The following is a 16,013-nucleotide window of genomic DNA, read 5'->3' as shown; positions in this document are numbered from 1 at the left end:
GAAATCCGTCCCACCCATGCACCGATAAACCTGCATTACGCATAAGGGACCATACGAATATTCACCTGGATGCGTCGGTCACGTAACTCACGGGAGGCATCATCCCTGTGTCTGACCGTAAGAAAATCTCCAACAGGAAGAATCGCGCCGCCGTCCAGGTGATGTCACACAATCCTCGCGGTATCGGCGTGGCGATCGACAGTCCACAGGTCGCAACGAAGCGGTGCGAAAGCCACGTTGACCTTGCGTACACAGCGAGCGCTCGGGAGTCGCCGACCTCCGTGAGGTGTCATGTCGACCGGGCGAGTGGGCGGCATGCCCTCCGCGTGCTCTCGTGCCGCAACGGGCTTGTGAGGAGGGGACCGGAGAATCCTCCGGTCCCCTCCTCATGTCTCACGTCCGGTCAGAGCCAGGAATCCCAGATGCCGTACGCCGTCGATCGGGTCACGGCCTCGGCGCCCGAGGCGTCCAGGCGTACGACGCGGTAGTAGTACAGGCCGAGCCGGTCCTCGTGCACCGTCGTGTCCATGAAGAACGCGGCGTCACCCATCGTGCCCTCGGTCAGGGTGAGGTAGGCGGCCGTGGCGGGGTCCCAGCGCTCCACGCGATAGCTCGCGAACCGGGAGCAGTCCCCGAGGCCGGCACTCTCGGAGCAGCCGACGTACAGCTCCGGGTACTGGCCCTGGCGGACCTCGGTCTCCGTCCAGCCCGGCGGCCGGATGCCGGGCAGGTCGACCGATACCTCGGCGGGGTGGAGGACGTCGAGTGGCTCGTCGTCGTGCGGAAGCCGGTCGTCCGTGGCGGCCACCTTGTAGACGTGGGTGGCGCCGTCGGGGACTGTCGGGCAGAGGATCTCGGTCCTGGCCAGGGAGCTGCCGGTCCAGCAGTTCTCCTTCCAGACGGTCTCGCCGCTGTCCGGGTCCGTGATGCCCTGCCACACGTGGTAGCCGGTGACGTCGGCATCGGCGGGCGGTGTCCAGGTCAGCCGGACGCCGAGCGGGACGCGTTCCGCGGTCAGGTTCTGCACCGGGGCGGGACGCTCGGTGTCCGGGGTGGTCTCGGTGGCAGCCGGGCCCGGCTGAGAGACATGCCCGTACCGGTCGGTCGTCACGACCCGGTATTCGTACGTCGTCTGCGACTTGCCCTGGACGTCCCAGCAGGTGCCGTTGACCTGCTTGCGGGCGGACAAGGGGGCGTTGGCGTCTGCCCAGGTCCAGTACGTGTCCGGGTCCTTCAGCGGCTCATCCAACGGGGTGAACGGCTTGCACTTGTCCACGATGCTGGTCTCGCCGGTCGCGGTGTCGGTACGGACGATCTTGTACGACGGAAGGGGCCGTTCGTCGACGGTCCACGGGTCGACGCTGCTCCACTCGACCATCACGCCCTCGTCGAACCTGTGGGCGGTGGTCTTGAACGCGGGGATCGCTTCCGGCCGGTCGGCCATCTTCAGCGTGATGTCCACCGGCGCCGCAGCGTTGCCCTTGGCGTCCACCGAGCGCACCGCGTACCGGTAGCTGTCGGCGACGGCGGCCAGCTGGCGCGGCACCACGTCGGTCTGCGTGGTGGTGCTCTGTTCGGGCAGGGCGTCGCCGAAGGCGCCGGTAGCCGGGTCGTACTGGAGGACCTGGTACGAGGCGGCCCCGGTGACGGGCGACCACACCAGATGCGGAACGCCCGACCGGTACTCGACGCGGAGCTGCGTGACGGCGGCCGGCGGGGTCAGGTCGGGAGTGGTGAACGTCGTGGCGGCCGAGTACGCCGACCAGTTCCCGGCGGCGTCCCGGGCCCGGCCCCGGTAGGTGACCTTGCTGCCGTCGGCCGGATAGCCGGTGTCGCAGATCGCGCCCTTGGCGCCGGAGTGGACGGTGCTCCAGCGGTTCGTGGCGGCGTCGAGCCGCTGCATCTCGTACCAGGCGATGTCGGCTGCGTTCTTCGCGGTGGTGACCAGCTGTGGGGCCGCGTAGGGCTGGGCGGGCGAGCACGCGTCCCACTCCACGAATGGCGCGGCGGGCGGCGTCCTGTCGACAGTGGCGACGGGCTGGTCGGCGCTGCCGCCGGAGGTGTTGCCCGCCTTGTCGACGGCCCGCACCTCGTAGTAGAAGGCCGCGCCGGTCTTCGGCAGGGTGTTGTCGGTGTACGACGTGGCGGTGGTCGTCGCGAGCGGCTTGCCGGCATACGCCGTGCCCTTCAGCCGTCGGTGGACCCGGTAGTTCGCGAGGTCCATCTCCCTGTTCCTGGACCAGGTGAACGTGGCCGCTCCGGTGGTGGTGTTGTAGGAGACGGCCGGGCCCGTCGGGGTGAGGGGCCTGACCTTGTCGACGTCGACGGAGGTGCGCGGCGTGTAGGCGTACTTGACGTTCGCCGTGCCCGTCCAGTTGACGAAGTCGATGCGGAGCGCGTGTTTGCCGCTGGGGATCGTCACGTTGACCGTCTTCCTGACGGTGGTGGAGACGTTCTTCCACAGGTCGATCTTGCGGACACCGTCGAGGTGGACCCGTATGCCGTCCTGGGCGGACACCGTGAAGGTGAAGGGGCCACCGGAGCCGAAGTCGCGCGTCACCGACCAGCGCACGCCGAAGCCGTTGGACGGAACGCCGGAGACCGGTGCGCCCGTGCCCCAGTTCTGGTCGATCGCGGAGTCGCAGTCCGTCTTCTTCGGCGTGCCGGTGAACGTCGTGTTGGCGAAGAACTGCCGTGTGAAGACGGGGGAGGCGCAGCTCACCGCCGCGGAGGCGGGTACGGCGGTGGCGTAGAGCACTCCGCCTGCCGTGGCCAGGACCAAGGCGGTGGCGGTGGTGCGTCTGGCTGGGTTCATCAAGTCCTTCAGTCCTGTTCGGCGCCAGATGTCGATCAGACGTCTCCGAACAGGACCGGCGACAGCGTCGATTGGTTGTACGCGCCTAACCCGGCCACCCCAGCGGCAGCGGCCCAGGTCGGGGCAGCAATGCCGAGACGGATGTCCTGGTGGCCCGCACCACCCGCTGAATCCGTGCGGCGGATTCGAGCCTGAACACGGCATCACGGCTCGACATCGCGCGGCCCGGTCTACGCCGGCTCTGTGGACTCCCGGGCGGTTTCGCGTTCGCCGGCGCTGACCAGTCCTGTCTCGTAGGCGACGATGACGGCTTGGACGCGATCACGGAGTCCGAGTTTGGCGAGGATGCGGGCGACGTGGGTCTTGACGGTCGCCTCGGCCAGGTGGAGGCGGGTGGCGAGTTCGGCGTTGCTCAGTCCTCGGGCCAGCAGGCCGAGGACCTCCAGTTCGCGCGGGGTGAGCGAGGCGAGGTCGCGGTGGAGGGCGGCGGTGTCGCTGCCGCGCTGGGCGAACCGTTGCACGAGGCGGCGGGTGATGGCCGGCGCCAGGAGAGCGTCACCGGTACGGACCGTGCGGACGGCCGCGGCAAGGTACTCGGGGGTGACGTCCTTGAGGAGGAAGCCGCTGGCGCCGGCGGCCAGTGCCGCGTAGACGTACCGGTCCAGGTCGAAGGTCGTCAGGATGATGACGCGGGGCTCGTCGGGGAATGGGGTCTCCCCTGCTCGAACGGAGTGGAGAGCCCGGGGAACGGTGAGGATGCGGCGGGTGGCTTCCAGGCCGTCCATCTCCGGCATCCGAACGTCCATGAGGACCACGTCGGGCCGGGTGCGGCGGACCGCTTCGACGGCTTCGGCGCCGTTGGTCGCCTCCGCGACCACGTCGATGCCGTCGGCGTCGAGGATCATCCGGAATCCGGTACGGACCAGAGTCTGGTCGTCGGCGACCACCACGCGCAGCGGTTCGGTCACGGTGCCTCCAGGGGGATCAGCGCTTCCACACGGTAGCCGCCGGACAGGCGTCGGCCGGTGTTCAGGGTTCCGTCGTAGACGGCGAGGCGCTCGCGCAGTCCGATCAGGCCCCGGCCGTTTCCGGCGGCCGAGCCCGCGCCCGGGTTTCCACCGGTGTCGGTGACTTCCACCCGGAGCCGGTCCGGGCCGTATTCGACGGTCACGGCGGCGGTGGCGCCGGACGCGTGCTTCACGGTGTTGGTCAGGGCTTCCTGGACCACGCGGTAGGCGGCGAGTTCGAGGCCGGGCGGGAGGGGACAGGGCGGGCCGGTCACGGTGAGGCCGACCGGCAGTCCGGTGTCCCGGACCCGTCCGACGAGGGCTTCCAGCTGGTCCAGGCCGGGCTGCGGGGCCAGCTCCGCAGCCCGATCGGCCAAGTCCGCACCCTCGTCCGTCCCCTCGCCCTCGCCGGCCATGGTGAGCAGTCCCATGACGTGACGCAGCTCGGTCATGGCCGCCCGCCCGCCCGCCTCGACAGCGAGCAGCGCCTCGCCGGCCCGCTCGGGGGAGGTCTTCATGATCTTGCGGGCGGCGCCCGCCTGGATGATCATCACGCTGACGTTGTGCGTGACGACGTCGTGCAGTTCGCGGGCGATCCTGGCCCGCTCGTGCTCGACCGCGCGGCGCAGCGCCTCGGCCTGTTCACGTTCCAGCGCGGAGAGGCGGGTGCGGCTCTCGCCGGTCCGCAGTTTCCAGGTGCGCAGCCCGATGGCGGCCACTGCCATCGGAACCAGGATCAGCGGCGCGACGTACTGGTTGGGGACGATCGGCTTCACCGAGTTGCCGGACGTGCCGACCAGCAGGACCACCATGGGCAGCGCTGCCAGGGTCGCCACCCGGTAGGGGCTGTACACGGCGGCGCTGTAGACGGCGATGACGAACGCGTAGAAGGTCAGCCGCGACACGTCGTACGGGGTGAGCAGAGTCGCGGCCGTCACGACGCACAGCACGGCGAGCGGGTAGCGGCGGCGCACCGCGAGTGCGGCCGAGGCGATGAGCGCGAGGGTCGCCATGAGGGCCAGGCCGCCGAGGCCGGAGGGCGGCATGTGGTGGGGCACACCCTCCTGCTTCGAGTTGTCGATGGCGTAGTGGAGGGTGGCGATGCCGACCACCAGCGCCAGGAGCGTGTCGAACTGCCGCGCGCGCCGGGTGGGCCGCGGCGGCGGGCCAGCTGGGTGCCTGGCGTCGCGGATCGCTTCCCGCAGCCGCTCCGGCGTCGTACGCACCTTCATCACCGGCTCATTGTCGCCGCCGCACGGGGCCCTCCGAGTCCGTCCCGGTGGTCATTCCCGGCGCAGCGGATACATCAGCCGCCTACATCGCAGGGATGACGTTTCGGGTGCTCGTCCCAGCGTGGTACCGCAAGGGGTCCGGGCGGGCGACGCGCTCAGGCCGGGCCCGCTCCTAGCGTTCACGGAGCCAGCTTCCCGTACCCAAGGAGCCCTCTCATGACCACGCCGGTGATCGAACTGTGCGGGGTGAGCCGCCGATACGACGACGGCCCGCCCGCTCTGGACGACGTGTCACTGACCGTGCAGGCCGGCGAGGCCGTCGCGATCCTCGGCCCGTCCGGCAGCGGCAAGTCCACGCTGCTCAATCTGGTCGCGGGCCTGGACCGGCCGGATACGGGCACCGTCACCGTGGACGGCGTGCGGGTGGATCAGCTGGGCGAGGCCGGAGCGGCGCTGTACCGGCGGTCGAAGGTCGGCATGGTCTTCCAGTTCTTCAACCTGCTCGACGATCTGACCGTCGCCGACAACGTCGTCCTGCCCGCACGGCTGGCGGGTGTGGCACGTGGCGAGGCCGGCCGTCGGGCGGCGGAACTCCTGGAAATCCTCGGCATCGACCGGCACGCCCGCGCCTGCCCGGGCCGGCTGTCCGGCGGCGAGCGGCAGCGCGTCGCGGTGGCCCGGGCGTTGATGAACCGGCCGCCGCTGCTCCTGGCCGACGAGCCGACCGGGGCCCTGGACACGGCTGCCGGACAGGACGTCAGCAGGCTGCTCGCCGACCTCCATGCCGAGGGCCAGACCGTCGTCGTGGTCACCCATGACCTCGCTCTGGCCCGGTCCTGCACGAACCGTACGGTCAGGATCGCCGACGGCCGGATCACCGAGGACGTCCGGTCGCACGCCGTCACCCCGGAGGCCGTTCGATGAGCGCGCTCGGCAAGGTGGTGCGCTCGGGGGTGGGACGACGCCGGGTACAGACGCTCGTGATCGGGCTCGCCGCGATGATGGCGGTGGCCGCCTCCGTCCTCGGCGGATCGCTGCTCGTGGTCTCCGGCGCGCCCTTCGACGACGCCTTCGCCAGGCAGCACGGCGCGCATCTGTCCGTCCAGTTCGACGCGGGCGAAGTGACTGCCGCGCAGCTGTCGGGGTCCAAGGACGCCGAGGGGGTGAGCAGCGCGGCCGGGCCGTTCCTTACGGCGACGGTCACACCACGGGCGGACAACAGCCCCGGGTGGCCGATGACCGTGGTGGGACGGGGTGATCCCGGTCGAGGCGTGGACGAGGTGGCGCTGCTCGACGGGCGGTGGCCCACGCGCCCCGGCGACCTGGTGCTGTCCGCCGGATCCGCCCTCGTCCCGACCCTGGGCTCGAAGGTCGCCTTCCCCGATCTGCCCGGCGAGCCGACGCTGACGGTGGTCGGTGTGGCCCGCTCGGTGACGCAGACCGCCGACGCCTGGGTGGTCCCGGCCCAGATGACGGCGCTCACCGCGCCCGGCAGCGGCGGCCACCAGATGCTCTACCGCTTCACCGGCGCGGGCACCGCCGCGCAGGTCACCGCGGGCCGCGAGGCCGTGACGGAAGCCCTGCCGCCGGGAGCGGCCGTCGGCGAACAGTCCTGGCTCACCGTCAGGAAGACCGCCGAGCGCGACACCGCCCTCTACGTCCCGTTCCTCATCGCGTTCGGAGCCCTCGGCCTGGTCATGTCGGTGCTCATCGTCGGCAACGTCGTCGCGTCGGCCGTCGGTACGGGAACGCGCCGCATCGGCATCCTCAAGGCCATCGGCTTCACTCCCGCCCAGGTCGTACGGGCCTACGTCGGCCAGGCGCTGATCCCCGCCGCGGTCGGCACGGCCCTCGGTATCCTTTCCGGCCACCTGCTCGCCGTCCCCGTACTGGCCGAGACCGGGGAGGTCTACGGCACCTCCTCCCTGACCATCGCCCCCTGGGTCGACCTGGCGGTGGTCGCCGGGGTGCTCGGCCTGGTGACAGCGACCGCGTGGGCGAGTGCCTGGCGGGCCGGCCGGCTGCGTACCGTCGACGCGCTCGCCGTCGGGCGGGCCGCTTCGACGGGACGCGGCCGGTGGGCGGCCCGCCTGGCCGGACGGCTGCCGTTGCCGCAGCCGGTCGCCCTGGGCCTGGCCCGGCCCTTCGCGCGGCCCGCCCGCGCGCTGGCCATGGGCACGGCAGTCCTGTTCGGCGCCATCGCCGTCACGTTCACCGTGGGGATGGGCGCCTCGCTCGGCGAGGTGATGAAGGCCAAGGCCCACGGTGCCGCCGATGTCGTCGTTCCCGCGCCCCTGCCGGAGTTCGGGTCCGAAGGCCCTGGCGCCGACAGACAGCCCAGGGCCGATCCCGCCGTGGTCGCCGCGGCCATCGAGGCCGGCGCCGGGACCGGGAAGTACTACCGCGCCGCGACGACACGGGCGACCGTCTCCGGCGTGACCGGCATTACCGACGTGATCGCCTTCACCGGCGACGCCTCCTGGGGCGGCTACACGATGGTCTCGGGGCGCTGGATCGCCAAGCCCGGCGAGGCCGTGGTCCCCACCCCCTTCCTGGCCGCCACCGGCACCCGCGTCGGCGACACCGTCACCCTGAACGGCCTGGCCGAGCCGGTATCCGTCCGGATCGTCGGCGAGGTCCTCGACCCCCGCAACGACGGTATGCAGGTCTTCACCGACGCCACGACCCTCACAGCCGCACACCCCGACCTCACGGAAACGAGCCATCACATCGCGGTCACGTCAGGCACCGACGTCACCCGCTACGTCGACGCGCTGAACAGGGACCTGGCACCGCTGGGGGCCAGTGCTCAGGCCGGCGGCCTCGACGGCGGCAGCGACATGGTCGTCACACTCAACGCGCTGTCCGCGATGCTCACCCTGATGCTCGTCGCCGTCGCCGCGCTCGGCGTGCTCAACGGCGTGCTGCTCGACACCCGCGAGCGCGTCCGGGAGATCGGTGTCCACAAGGCGCTCGGCATGACCCCCCGGCAGACCATCGCCATGGTCCTCACCTCGGTCGTCGTGACCGGACTGGTCGCCGGCGCCCTGGGCGTGCCGCTCGGCGTAGTCCTGCACGGCTGGGTCATCCCCGCGATGGGCGACAGCGCGGGGCTCCGCCTCCCCGACTCCGTCATCGCCGTCTACCACGGGGCCGAACTGATCCCGCTCGCACTCGGCGGCCTGCTCATCGCCACCCTGGGCGCGCTCCTGCCCGCAGGCTGGGCCGCCAGGGCCCGAACCGCCACGGCGCTGCGCACCGAATAGGAGGTCAGGTTCCGGGCTCTGGCTTCCGGCCCCCACCACCGCACGCGGTGGCGGGGGCCGCCTGCCCGGCCTGAAGGAGCCGAAGGAGCTCTGGAGTGCTCATGCGTGCCGTCCGTCGTCGGCCTCTCTGTGCATGCCCATGCACAGAGCCCAGACGACGAAGATGTTGACGGCGACCAACGTCAGGGCCCACAGCGGGTAATACGGCACCCACAGGAAGTCGGCGATCGCGCTGAGCCCCGCCACGGCTACGCCGAGGAAGCGTGCCCACAGCGCTCCGCTGAGCACGGCGCACCCCGCGACGACGATGACAACGCCCAGGATGAGGTGCACCCAGCCCCACCCCGCCAGGCTGAACTCGAACACGTAGTGGCGCGTCACGATGAACAGATCGTCCTTGGCGATCGCCCGATGCGGGCGCATGCCACGGGCACGGGTTGGCGTTGGCTGTTCTGGGTGGGACGGCGTCACTGGCCACGTCCGACTCGGGTAGCGGGGCCCGCACGGAGCCGGACGATCCCATCGGAACCGTTGGCTACGGACGGCTGCCGGACTGCGCACCGACGGCCGCTGCACACCAGAGCCCCAGGTCAGATGCCTGGGCCTCAGCCGTTCTTCTCCATGCCCGGGCGCAGGCGCTCCAGCAGGGCGTACAGGGTTGCGCTCTCGTCGGCGCCGAGCGTGTCGAGCGCGCCGTGGGTTGCCTGCATCTCCTCGCGTACGCGGCGGATGATCTCCCGGCCCTCGTCCGTCGCCATGACGTTCTTGACGCGGCGGTCGGCGGGGTCGGGCTCGCGGCGCACCAGGCCGCGGGCCTCCAGGCGGTCCACGACCCCGGTGACGTTCGAGGCGTCGCACACCAGCAGCGTGGCGAGCGCGCGCATCGGAAGCGGGCCGTCGAGCTGGGCGAGGAGCTTGGCCTGCGTGGACGTCAGACCGTAGTGGGCCGCCGCCGCCGCGAAGTCGCGCCACTGGGCCGTGCCGATGACGGCGAGAAGCTCAAGGAGCTGGAGCTTGGTGGGGGACTCGGGGGGCGTCGCGCTCATGGTTCGAGCGTACTCAAGATCCTTGACATTATCAATTGTTTACTTGACCACCTAAACTATCGAGGTTTACCGTCGAGCAAGTACTTGATGAGGTCAAACATCTACGTTCTGAAACATTGAGAGAGCAGCCCGGACATGAGCCCCGCCACCCCACCCTCCCAGGCCGATCGCCGACGCGAGACGACCGTCATCCTGGCCCTGAGCCTCGCCGCCATGGTCGTGTCGATGATGCAGACCTTGCCGGTCCCGATCCTCGGTCTCATCCGCACCGACCTCGGTACCTCGACGGCCAACGTCAGCTGGGTGACCACCGCCACGCTGCTCTCCGCCGCCGTCTTCACCCCGCTGCTGGGCCGCTTCGGTGACCAGCACGGCAAGAAGCCCACGCTGGTGGCCGTCCTCGGCGTCATGGTCGTCGGCTCCGTCGTCGCCGCGCTGGCGACCTCGCTCCCGCTGCTGATCCTGGGCCGCGTCCTCCAGGGCGCCGCCACCGCGATCTTCCCGCTCGCCCTGTCCGTCCTGCGCGAGGAGGTCCGTCCGGAGAAGCTGCCCGGCGCGATGTCGCTCGTGAGCGGCACCCTCGCCTTCGGCAGCGGACTCGCACTCGTCGCCACCGGCCTGCTGACCTCCGGGCCCGACGCCGACTACCGCAACGCGTTCTGGATGGCGACCGGATTCGCCGTGCTCGCCCTGCTCGCAGTCGTCCTCCTGGTCCCCGCGACCCGCCACAAGACCGGCGGACGCACCGACTTCCTCGGTGCGTTGACCCTCGGCATCACCCTGCTGCTGCTCCTGCTGCCCATCTCGCAGGGCCACGAGTGGGGCTGGACCTCCACCCGCACGCTGGGCACCCTCGCCGGCGCCGCCGTCATGACCGCCGTCTGGGTCCTCACCGAACTCAAGGTCCGCGAGCCTCTCGTCGACATGCGGATGTTCGTCCACCGGCCGGTGCTCATGGCCAACCTGGCCGGCATCCTCGTCGGCTTCGGGATGTTCGCGAACTTCCTCGGCGTCTCCTACCTCGTCCAGATGCCCGAGGCCCTCACCGGCTACGGCTTCGACGCGTCCATCCTGCGCGCCTCCGTGCAGTTCCTGCTGCCCGGCGCGATCGTCTCGCTGCTCGCCTCGCCCATCGGCGGTCAGCTGGTCCGCCACCGCGGCCCGCGCACGGCTCTGACCCTCGCCGCCGGGCTCGGCGCCGTGGGCTTCGGCTGGCTCGCCCTGGACCATGGCCACACCGCCTCGGTGATCGGCGCCGGTGTAATCGTCGGCGCGGCCGTCAGCTTCGGTTACGCGGCCATGCCCGCCGTCATCATGGCGAGCGTCCCGCACCACCAGAGCGGCATCGCCAACGGAATCAACTCCATCTCGCGTTCCACCGGCAGTGCGATCGGCAGCGCCGTCGTCACCACGATCCTGGCGTCCAAGACGATCGGACACCTGCCCGCCGGCGCCCCGGCCCTGCCCGCCGAGTCCGGCTTCACCCTCACGTTCTGGCTCGGTGCGGCGGCTTTCGCCCTCGTCGCGGTCATCGGGCGGCTCGGCCTGCGGGGGCACCAGGAGCCTCATGTCGCACCGGTGGCGAGCACTGACTCCGTCACGAAGGTCGCCGAGACGGCAGCCTGACCCCTGTTCAGGTCATCCGTCGGACCGCCGGGTCAGGAAGGTGTGGGGGTCGTGGGGGCCGTGGTGTTCCCACCACCATCACCTGGTGCCTCGGGCCTGCGGGCCACGGTGTGCGCCAACTTCGCACCGACAGGCGTTTATTGACCGATCGTTCCGCATGGGCTTATGGTCTCCGGTGTGGCCAGGACCAAGGAATTCGATCCGGACGCCGCGCTGCAGTCGGCCCTTGAGCTGTTCTGGCGGCGCGGCTACGAAGCGACGTCGATCGCCGACCTCGTCGAGCACCTCGGCATCGGCCGCCAGAGCATCTACGCCACCTTCGGCAACAAGCACGAGCTGTACCTGAAGGCCATGGACCGGTACTCGGAGAGGCGCGATCCACTGCTCCTCGCCGAGCTGTCCCAGCCGGGGCCCGCACTGCCCGTGGTGCGGGCGGCCGTACGGCGCTTCGCCTCGGAAGCGGCCACCCCCGAGAGCCGGTTGAACGGCTGCCTCGTCACCAACACGGCGGCCGAACTGGCCCCGCACGACCCCGCGGCGGCCCGCCGGGTCGAGAGCAGCTGGGAACACTTCGAGACCCTGCTGCACTCCGCCCTCGTACGCGCACGGGCCCAGGGCGAGCTGCCCGAGGACCGCGATCCGCGAGCGCTGGCCCGCATGCTGCTCGTCCTGTTGCAGGGCATACGGATCGTCGGCAAGGCGTCCAGCGATCCCGCACGGGTGCGGGATGCGGCCGAGCAGGCGCTGACCCTGCTGGACTGAATCTCACGCGAAGGAACCACCGAACTCTCTTGCATGCCCGAATAATGGACCGAGCGATCAAATACGAGGAGGGGCATGACCGCCGGGGGAGCCGCCCACGTCGTCGACGTGCAGCACCGAGTCGACGTTCAGCACCGATACGCCTTCGTCCTTCTCGGGAGCGTCCAGACCACGCTGATCTTCACGCTCGCCGCGATCGCCGTACCGCTGCCTCTCATCGGGCGTGAATTCGGCTTGCAGCGGCCCGACTTGATCCTGCTCAGTGCCTCGTACGGACTGACCTTCGCCGGGCTGCTGCTCTTCGGCGGCCGCCTGGCCGACCGTTACGGCGGGCGGCGTACCCTCGCCGCCGGCCTCGTTCTCTTCGCCGTCGCATCGGCCGTCGCCCCGTTCGCTCCCGGTATCGGGGCACTGCTCGCGGCCCGCCTCGTACAGGGCGCGGGCGCGGCCCTCGTCGCGCCCGCCGCCATGGCGGTGCTGCGCGTCGTCTTCCCCTCCCCCACCGCGTACGGCAGGGCAATGACCACCTGGGGTGGACTCTCCGTGCTCGGCGCGACCGCCGGCAATCTGCTCTCCGGCGTCATCCTGTCGTGGCTTTCGTGGCGCTGGACCTTCGTCGTCCCGCTCGTGGTCGCGGTCACGGCCCTGGCCCTAGCGTCCCGGCTGCTGCCGCGCACCGCTCCGCACCCGGGCAGGAGTCTCGACCTGCCGGGCGCACTGCTCGCCACCACCGGGATCACCCTCGCCAGTTACGGGCTCGTCGTCACCGACATCCGGCCCTGGTCGTCGGCCGGCGTGCTCGCCCCCCTGCTCGGCGGGGCCGTGCTGCTCGGGGCGTTCCTGTACGCCGAGCGTCGCGCCCGCGACCCGTTGCTGCCGACCCGCTTCCTGCTCAACCAGCGGCGCGCCCTCGCCCTCACGGCCATCGCGCTGAGCGCCTGCGGGACCGCGATGACCTTCGTGGTCCTCTCGCTCCACCTCCAGCAGACACGCGACTGGTCACCGCTGCAGACCTCGGCCGCCTTCGTACCGTTCGCCCTCGCACTGCTCGCCTCGGGCCGGGCGACTGGACCACTCGTCAGCCGGTACGGGGCCCGAGCCGTCACGACCGCGGGGCTCGGCACCGGCGCGGCCGGGCTGGCCTTCCTCGCCTCCACCGGACTCCACGCGCACACCCCGTACGCGTACGGGCTGCTTCCCGGCCTCGTGCTGCTGTCGGCCGGCACCGCGGCTTCCTTCGGCGGTGCCGCCGTGCTCGCGACCGAAGGCGTACCGCCGCAGCAGACCGGGCTCGCGGGCGGTGTGCTGAACAGCGCGATGGAGCTCGGCCCGACCGTCCTGTTCGCCCTCCTGCTCACGCTCGGCAGCGATGCCGTGTCCCTGGCCGCGACGGGGTCCGCCCTTGCCGTCGCGGCCTTCCTGAACCACCACGCCAAGTAAGCCGTGAATCAAAGGAGTTACGAAGAATGAACCGCTTCACCGGCAAGACCGTGCTCGTCACGGGTGCGGGCTCCGGACTCGGCCGCGCGATCGCGCTCGCCTTCGCCGCCGAGGGCGCATCCGTGATCGCCGCGGGTCGCACCGCCGCCTCCCTGGACGAGACGGTCGGCCTCATCGAGACGGGTGGCGGAACGGCTGCCGCCGTCACCGTCGACGTCACCGACTCCGACCGGCTCCGGGACCTCGTACGCGAGAGTGTCACCCGCTTCGGCGGGCTCGACATCGCAGTCAACAACGCCGGGATACTCCGCGGCACCGTCCCTGCAGGAGAGGTGAGCGAGGAGGACTGGGACGCGGTGCTGCGGACCAATGTCACCGGTGTCTGGCTGGCCATGAAGCACGAGATCGCGCACATGAAGGAGAACGGCGGTGGGGTCATCGTCAATATCTCCTCCAACCTGGGCGCACACCTGCGTATCCCGAACGCCGCCGCGTACATCACCTCGAAGGCAGCGGTCTCCGCGCTGACCCGCGCCGCCGCGCTCGACCACATCCACCAGGGCATTCGCATCAACGCGGTCAGCCCGGGTGCCTCCGCCGCTCCCATGTCGCTGCGGCCCGGCGAGACCGAGGCCGACCGCGCCGAGCGGATGAAGTCGGAGAACCCACTCGGCCGGGTCGCGGAGGCCGAGGAGGTGGCGGCCGCGGTGCTCTACCTGGCCTCGCCCGTCGCCGGCGCGGTGGTCGGCACCGATCTGGTCGTCGACAGCGGGTCATCGGCCTGACGGTTCGTAGGCAGGCGTGGGTCGTCAGCCTGACGGTTCGTAGGCAGGTGTGGGCCGTCAGCCTGACGGCCGGCCGACTGGAGGGCCACGCCCGACGACGCCGGTGCGTCAGGACCGTGTACGCACCACCGCTAGCGCGGCGCGGTGTCGTCGGCCGGGAACGCGGGGCCGTGGCCGGGCACGATCTGGTCCGCGGCGGCGAGTACCCGGAGCCGGGAAGTCAGCAGGATCTCGTGGTCCGGGGCCACCGGGTCGTCCACCGGGCCGTTGGGGCGCCACCACAGGTCGCCCACGAAGGCCACGACACCCGAGTCCGTGCCTGCCAGCAGGGTGATGTCCTCGCGGCTGTGGCCCGGGGTGCGGATCAGCCGGAGCGAGGAGCTCAGTTCGTAGCCCTCGGCGTCGCGGTCGGTCCACTGGTCGTTCCGGTAGATCGCCTTGTGGTCGTGGACGCGGGCCCGGCCGAAGAGGCCGACGTTCATGGTGTTGTCCGGATGGTGGTGGCTGAGCACCACATCGGTGATGTCGTCGGGGCCGATCCCCAACTCCGCGAGCGGACCGAGTATCCGGTCGCGGCCGGCCACCATGCCCGGGTCGACGATCACGTGGCGTTCCCCGTCACGGATGTAGGAGACGGTGGCGGCCACCCCGGGGCCGGTGGAGAGGGTGTAGCCCGTGGTCAGGATCTGGAAGGTGGCGCTGCGGTCGAGCGGTGCGTCTGTCATGGCCCCAAGTCTTCGTTGTGGGGCCCTCCTTCACGAGTGGCCTCTCTGCCACTGATCGCAGGAATCGTGCCACCCTGCCCGCATGCCGTCCTTCGTCAATGTCGCCGCCTACGCCTCGCCCGGTGTCGGGATGCTCGGAGCCGGCATCGTCTCCGAGGTGTTCGACGCTCGCGGCCAGGGCCTGCCACGCTTCGACTTCGCCCTGTGCACCGACCGGCCCGGGCGGATCCGCAGCGATGTGGGGCTGCCGATCGTGGTCGAGCACGGCCTGGAACGGCTGGCCACCGCCGACCTGGTGATCGCCCTGCCCTGGGCGGATTTCCGTACACCGCCGGGACCCACCGTGCTCGATGCGCTGAACGCCGCGCATGAGCGGGGCGCGCTGGTCGCGGGACACTGCGTCGGCGCCTTCGCGCTGGCCGCGGCCGGTCTGCTCGCCGGGCGGCGCGCCACCACCCACTGGCGGTTCACCGGCCTGCTGGCCGACCGCTACCCGGACATCACCGTCGAGCCCGACGCCCTGTACATCGACGAGGGCCGGATCACCACAGGCGCGGGAGCCGCCGCCGGCTTCGACCTCTGCCTGCACCTCCTGCGGCGGGAGTACGGCGCCGCCACGGCCAACGCCATCGCCCGGGACCTGGTCCTGCCGTCCCACCGGGACGGGGGGCAGGCCCAGTACCTGGACACTCCGGCTCCCGAGGACTGCCAGGACGACCGGCTTGCCGACGTGCTCGCCTGGGCCCGCGAGAACCTTCACGCGCCGCTTCCCGTAGCGGAGTTGGCCCGCCGCTCCCTGATGAGCAGGCGCTCCTTCGCCCGCCGCTTCGCCGCTTCGACCGGCACCACCCCGCACGCCTGGCTGCTCGGCCTGCGGCTCAGCCGCGCCGAGGAACTCCTGGAGACCACGGACCTGCCCGTCGAGGAGATCGCCCGCCTCGTCGGCTTCGGGAGCGCGGCCGTCCTGCGCGCACAGTTCGTACGGCGCCGGGGAGTGCCGCCCCGCTCCTACCGCCGGTCCTTCACCCGCACTCCGTAGTCGGCGGGAACATGCCCCCGCCCCCTGAGCCCTTCGCCAGGTGGACGGCCGACGAACGGCTGACCTCGCCAGGTGTTCATGGTCGTGAATAGAAATCATGTACACGACCGTTGACGCGGTCACGACAGTCCCTCTAGCGTCCATAGAAAGCGCTTGTTGCTGCGGATCTCAGGACTCTGCCGCGCGCCCTCCGTTCATGTACCCGAACGGGGCGCCGCCACCGTCCCACACCTGAAGCCGCGACAGAAAGGGGGCGGCAACCCCCAGTTC

At 70.9% G+C, this 16,013-nt stretch carries 13 protein-coding genes; 7 read left to right on the top strand and 6 right to left on the bottom strand.

Annotated features, from left to right (window positions below; translation table 11 throughout):
* Positions 1 to 403 precede the first annotated feature (403 nt).
* The 3 genes from ACFWSK_RS26255 to ACFWSK_RS26245 all read right to left on the bottom strand — a co-directional run bounded on the left by ACFWSK_RS26255 (position 404) and on the right by ACFWSK_RS26245 (position 5,054).
* Positions 404 to 2,815 (bottom strand): PA14 domain-containing protein, encoded by a 2,412-nt coding sequence (locus ACFWSK_RS26255; RefSeq protein ID WP_383790849.1) that lies wholly within the window; start codon positions 2,813 to 2,815, stop codon positions 404 to 406.
* 230 nt (positions 2,816 to 3,045) lie between these two features.
* Positions 3,046 to 3,783: a response regulator gene (locus tag ACFWSK_RS26250; RefSeq protein ID WP_383790847.1), complete on the bottom strand. Its 738-nt coding sequence runs from the start codon at positions 3,781 to 3,783 to the stop codon at positions 3,046 to 3,048.
* Complete coding sequence (locus ACFWSK_RS26245; protein WP_383790844.1) at positions 3,780 to 5,054, bottom strand: sensor histidine kinase; 1,275 nt, start codon at positions 5,052 to 5,054, stop codon at positions 3,780 to 3,782. The genes ACFWSK_RS26250 and ACFWSK_RS26245 overlap by 4 nt, the downstream gene beginning before the upstream one ends.
* Before the next feature lie 216 nt (positions 5,055 to 5,270).
* Here ACFWSK_RS26245 and ACFWSK_RS26240 point away from each other — a divergent pair, with 216 nt between their 5' ends.
* Positions 5,271 to 5,978 carry an ABC transporter ATP-binding protein gene (locus tag ACFWSK_RS26240; protein WP_383790841.1) on the top strand — a complete coding sequence of 236 codons (708 nt, stop codon included), beginning with the start codon at positions 5,271 to 5,273 and terminating at the stop codon, positions 5,976 to 5,978.
* Complete coding sequence (locus tag ACFWSK_RS26235; protein WP_383790838.1) at positions 5,975 to 8,320, top strand: ABC transporter permease; 2,346 nt, start codon at positions 5,975 to 5,977, stop codon at positions 8,318 to 8,320. The genes ACFWSK_RS26240 and ACFWSK_RS26235 overlap by 4 nt, the downstream gene beginning before the upstream one ends.
* A gap of 99 nt (positions 8,321 to 8,419) precedes the next feature.
* Here ACFWSK_RS26235 and ACFWSK_RS26230 read toward each other — a convergent pair whose 3' ends face one another.
* Both ACFWSK_RS26230 and ACFWSK_RS26225 read right to left on the bottom strand, forming a co-directional pair.
* Positions 8,420 to 8,743 (bottom strand): hypothetical protein, encoded by a 324-nt coding sequence (locus tag ACFWSK_RS26230; RefSeq protein WP_383790835.1) that lies wholly within the window; start codon positions 8,741 to 8,743, stop codon positions 8,420 to 8,422.
* A 182-nt stretch (positions 8,744 to 8,925) separates the two neighbouring features.
* Positions 8,926 to 9,366: a MarR family winged helix-turn-helix transcriptional regulator gene (locus ACFWSK_RS26225; RefSeq protein WP_383790832.1), complete on the bottom strand. Its 441-nt coding sequence runs from the start codon at positions 9,364 to 9,366 to the stop codon at positions 8,926 to 8,928.
* A gap of 135 nt (positions 9,367 to 9,501) precedes the next feature.
* On the opposite strand from ACFWSK_RS26225, the gene ACFWSK_RS26220 reads away from it, so the two are divergent.
* The 4 genes from ACFWSK_RS26220 to ACFWSK_RS26205 all read left to right on the top strand — a co-directional run bounded on the left by ACFWSK_RS26220 (position 9,502) and on the right by ACFWSK_RS26205 (position 13,979).
* Complete coding sequence (locus tag ACFWSK_RS26220) at positions 9,502 to 10,992, top strand: MFS transporter (protein WP_383790829.1); 1,491 nt, start codon at positions 9,502 to 9,504, stop codon at positions 10,990 to 10,992.
* A 177-nt stretch (positions 10,993 to 11,169) separates the two neighbouring features.
* The gene (locus ACFWSK_RS26215) at positions 11,170 to 11,754 is read left to right on the top strand and encodes a TetR/AcrR family transcriptional regulator (protein WP_383790825.1); all 585 of its coding nucleotides are present in this window, start codon (positions 11,170 to 11,172) and stop codon (positions 11,752 to 11,754) included.
* Positions 11,755 to 11,829: 75 nt separating this feature from the next.
* Positions 11,830 to 13,194: an MFS transporter gene (locus tag ACFWSK_RS26210; RefSeq protein WP_383790822.1), complete on the top strand. Its 1,365-nt coding sequence runs from the start codon at positions 11,830 to 11,832 to the stop codon at positions 13,192 to 13,194.
* Positions 13,195 to 13,220: 26 nt separating this feature from the next.
* Positions 13,221 to 13,979 (top strand): SDR family NAD(P)-dependent oxidoreductase, encoded by a 759-nt coding sequence (locus ACFWSK_RS26205; protein ID WP_383790819.1) that lies wholly within the window; start codon positions 13,221 to 13,223, stop codon positions 13,977 to 13,979.
* A 131-nt stretch (positions 13,980 to 14,110) separates the two neighbouring features.
* Here the strand turns inward: ACFWSK_RS26205 and ACFWSK_RS26200 are convergent, their stop codons facing one another.
* Complete coding sequence (locus tag ACFWSK_RS26200) at positions 14,111 to 14,704, bottom strand: MBL fold metallo-hydrolase (RefSeq protein WP_383790816.1); 594 nt, start codon at positions 14,702 to 14,704, stop codon at positions 14,111 to 14,113.
* 82 nt (positions 14,705 to 14,786) lie between these two features.
* Between ACFWSK_RS26200 and ACFWSK_RS26195 the strand changes: the two genes are divergently transcribed.
* Positions 14,787 to 15,743 carry a helix-turn-helix domain-containing protein gene (locus ACFWSK_RS26195; RefSeq protein ID WP_383790814.1) on the top strand — a complete coding sequence of 319 codons (957 nt, stop codon included), beginning with the start codon at positions 14,787 to 14,789 and terminating at the stop codon, positions 15,741 to 15,743.
* The last annotated feature ends 270 nt before the right edge of the window (positions 15,744 to 16,013 follow it).

It is taken from the genome of Streptomyces sp. NPDC058620 (assembly GCF_042717135.1).
In the GTDB taxonomy this organism is placed as follows: Bacteria; Actinomycetota; Actinomycetes; order Streptomycetales; family Streptomycetaceae; genus Streptomyces.
This window is presented reverse-complemented; position numbering and strand designations above follow the sequence as displayed.

Coding starts and splice junctions, on each gene's coding strand:
- ACFWSK_RS26255 (WP_383790849.1), bottom strand. CDS start 2,815: ATGAACCCAGCCAGACGCACCACCGCCACCGCCTTGGTCCTGGCCACG.
- ACFWSK_RS26245 (WP_383790844.1), bottom strand. CDS start 5,054: ATGAAGGTGCGTACGACGCCGGAGCGGCTGCGGGAAGCGATCCGCGAC.
- ACFWSK_RS26240 (WP_383790841.1), top strand. CDS start 5,271: ATGACCACGCCGGTGATCGAACTGTGCGGGGTGAGCCGCCGATACGAC.
- ACFWSK_RS26235 (WP_383790838.1), top strand. CDS start 5,975: ATGAGCGCGCTCGGCAAGGTGGTGCGCTCGGGGGTGGGACGACGCCGG.
- ACFWSK_RS26230 (WP_383790835.1), bottom strand. CDS start 8,743: ATGCGCCCGCATCGGGCGATCGCCAAGGACGATCTGTTCATCGTGACG.
- ACFWSK_RS26225 (WP_383790832.1), bottom strand. CDS start 9,366: ATGAGCGCGACGCCCCCCGAGTCCCCCACCAAGCTCCAGCTCCTTGAG.
- ACFWSK_RS26220 (WP_383790829.1), top strand. CDS start 9,502: ATGAGCCCCGCCACCCCACCCTCCCAGGCCGATCGCCGACGCGAGACG.
- ACFWSK_RS26210 (WP_383790822.1), top strand. CDS start 11,830: ATGACCGCCGGGGGAGCCGCCCACGTCGTCGACGTGCAGCACCGAGTC.
- ACFWSK_RS26205 (WP_383790819.1), top strand. CDS start 13,221: ATGAACCGCTTCACCGGCAAGACCGTGCTCGTCACGGGTGCGGGCTCC.
- ACFWSK_RS26200 (WP_383790816.1), bottom strand. CDS start 14,704: ATGACAGACGCACCGCTCGACCGCAGCGCCACCTTCCAGATCCTGACC.
- ACFWSK_RS26195 (WP_383790814.1), top strand. CDS start 14,787: ATGCCGTCCTTCGTCAATGTCGCCGCCTACGCCTCGCCCGGTGTCGGG.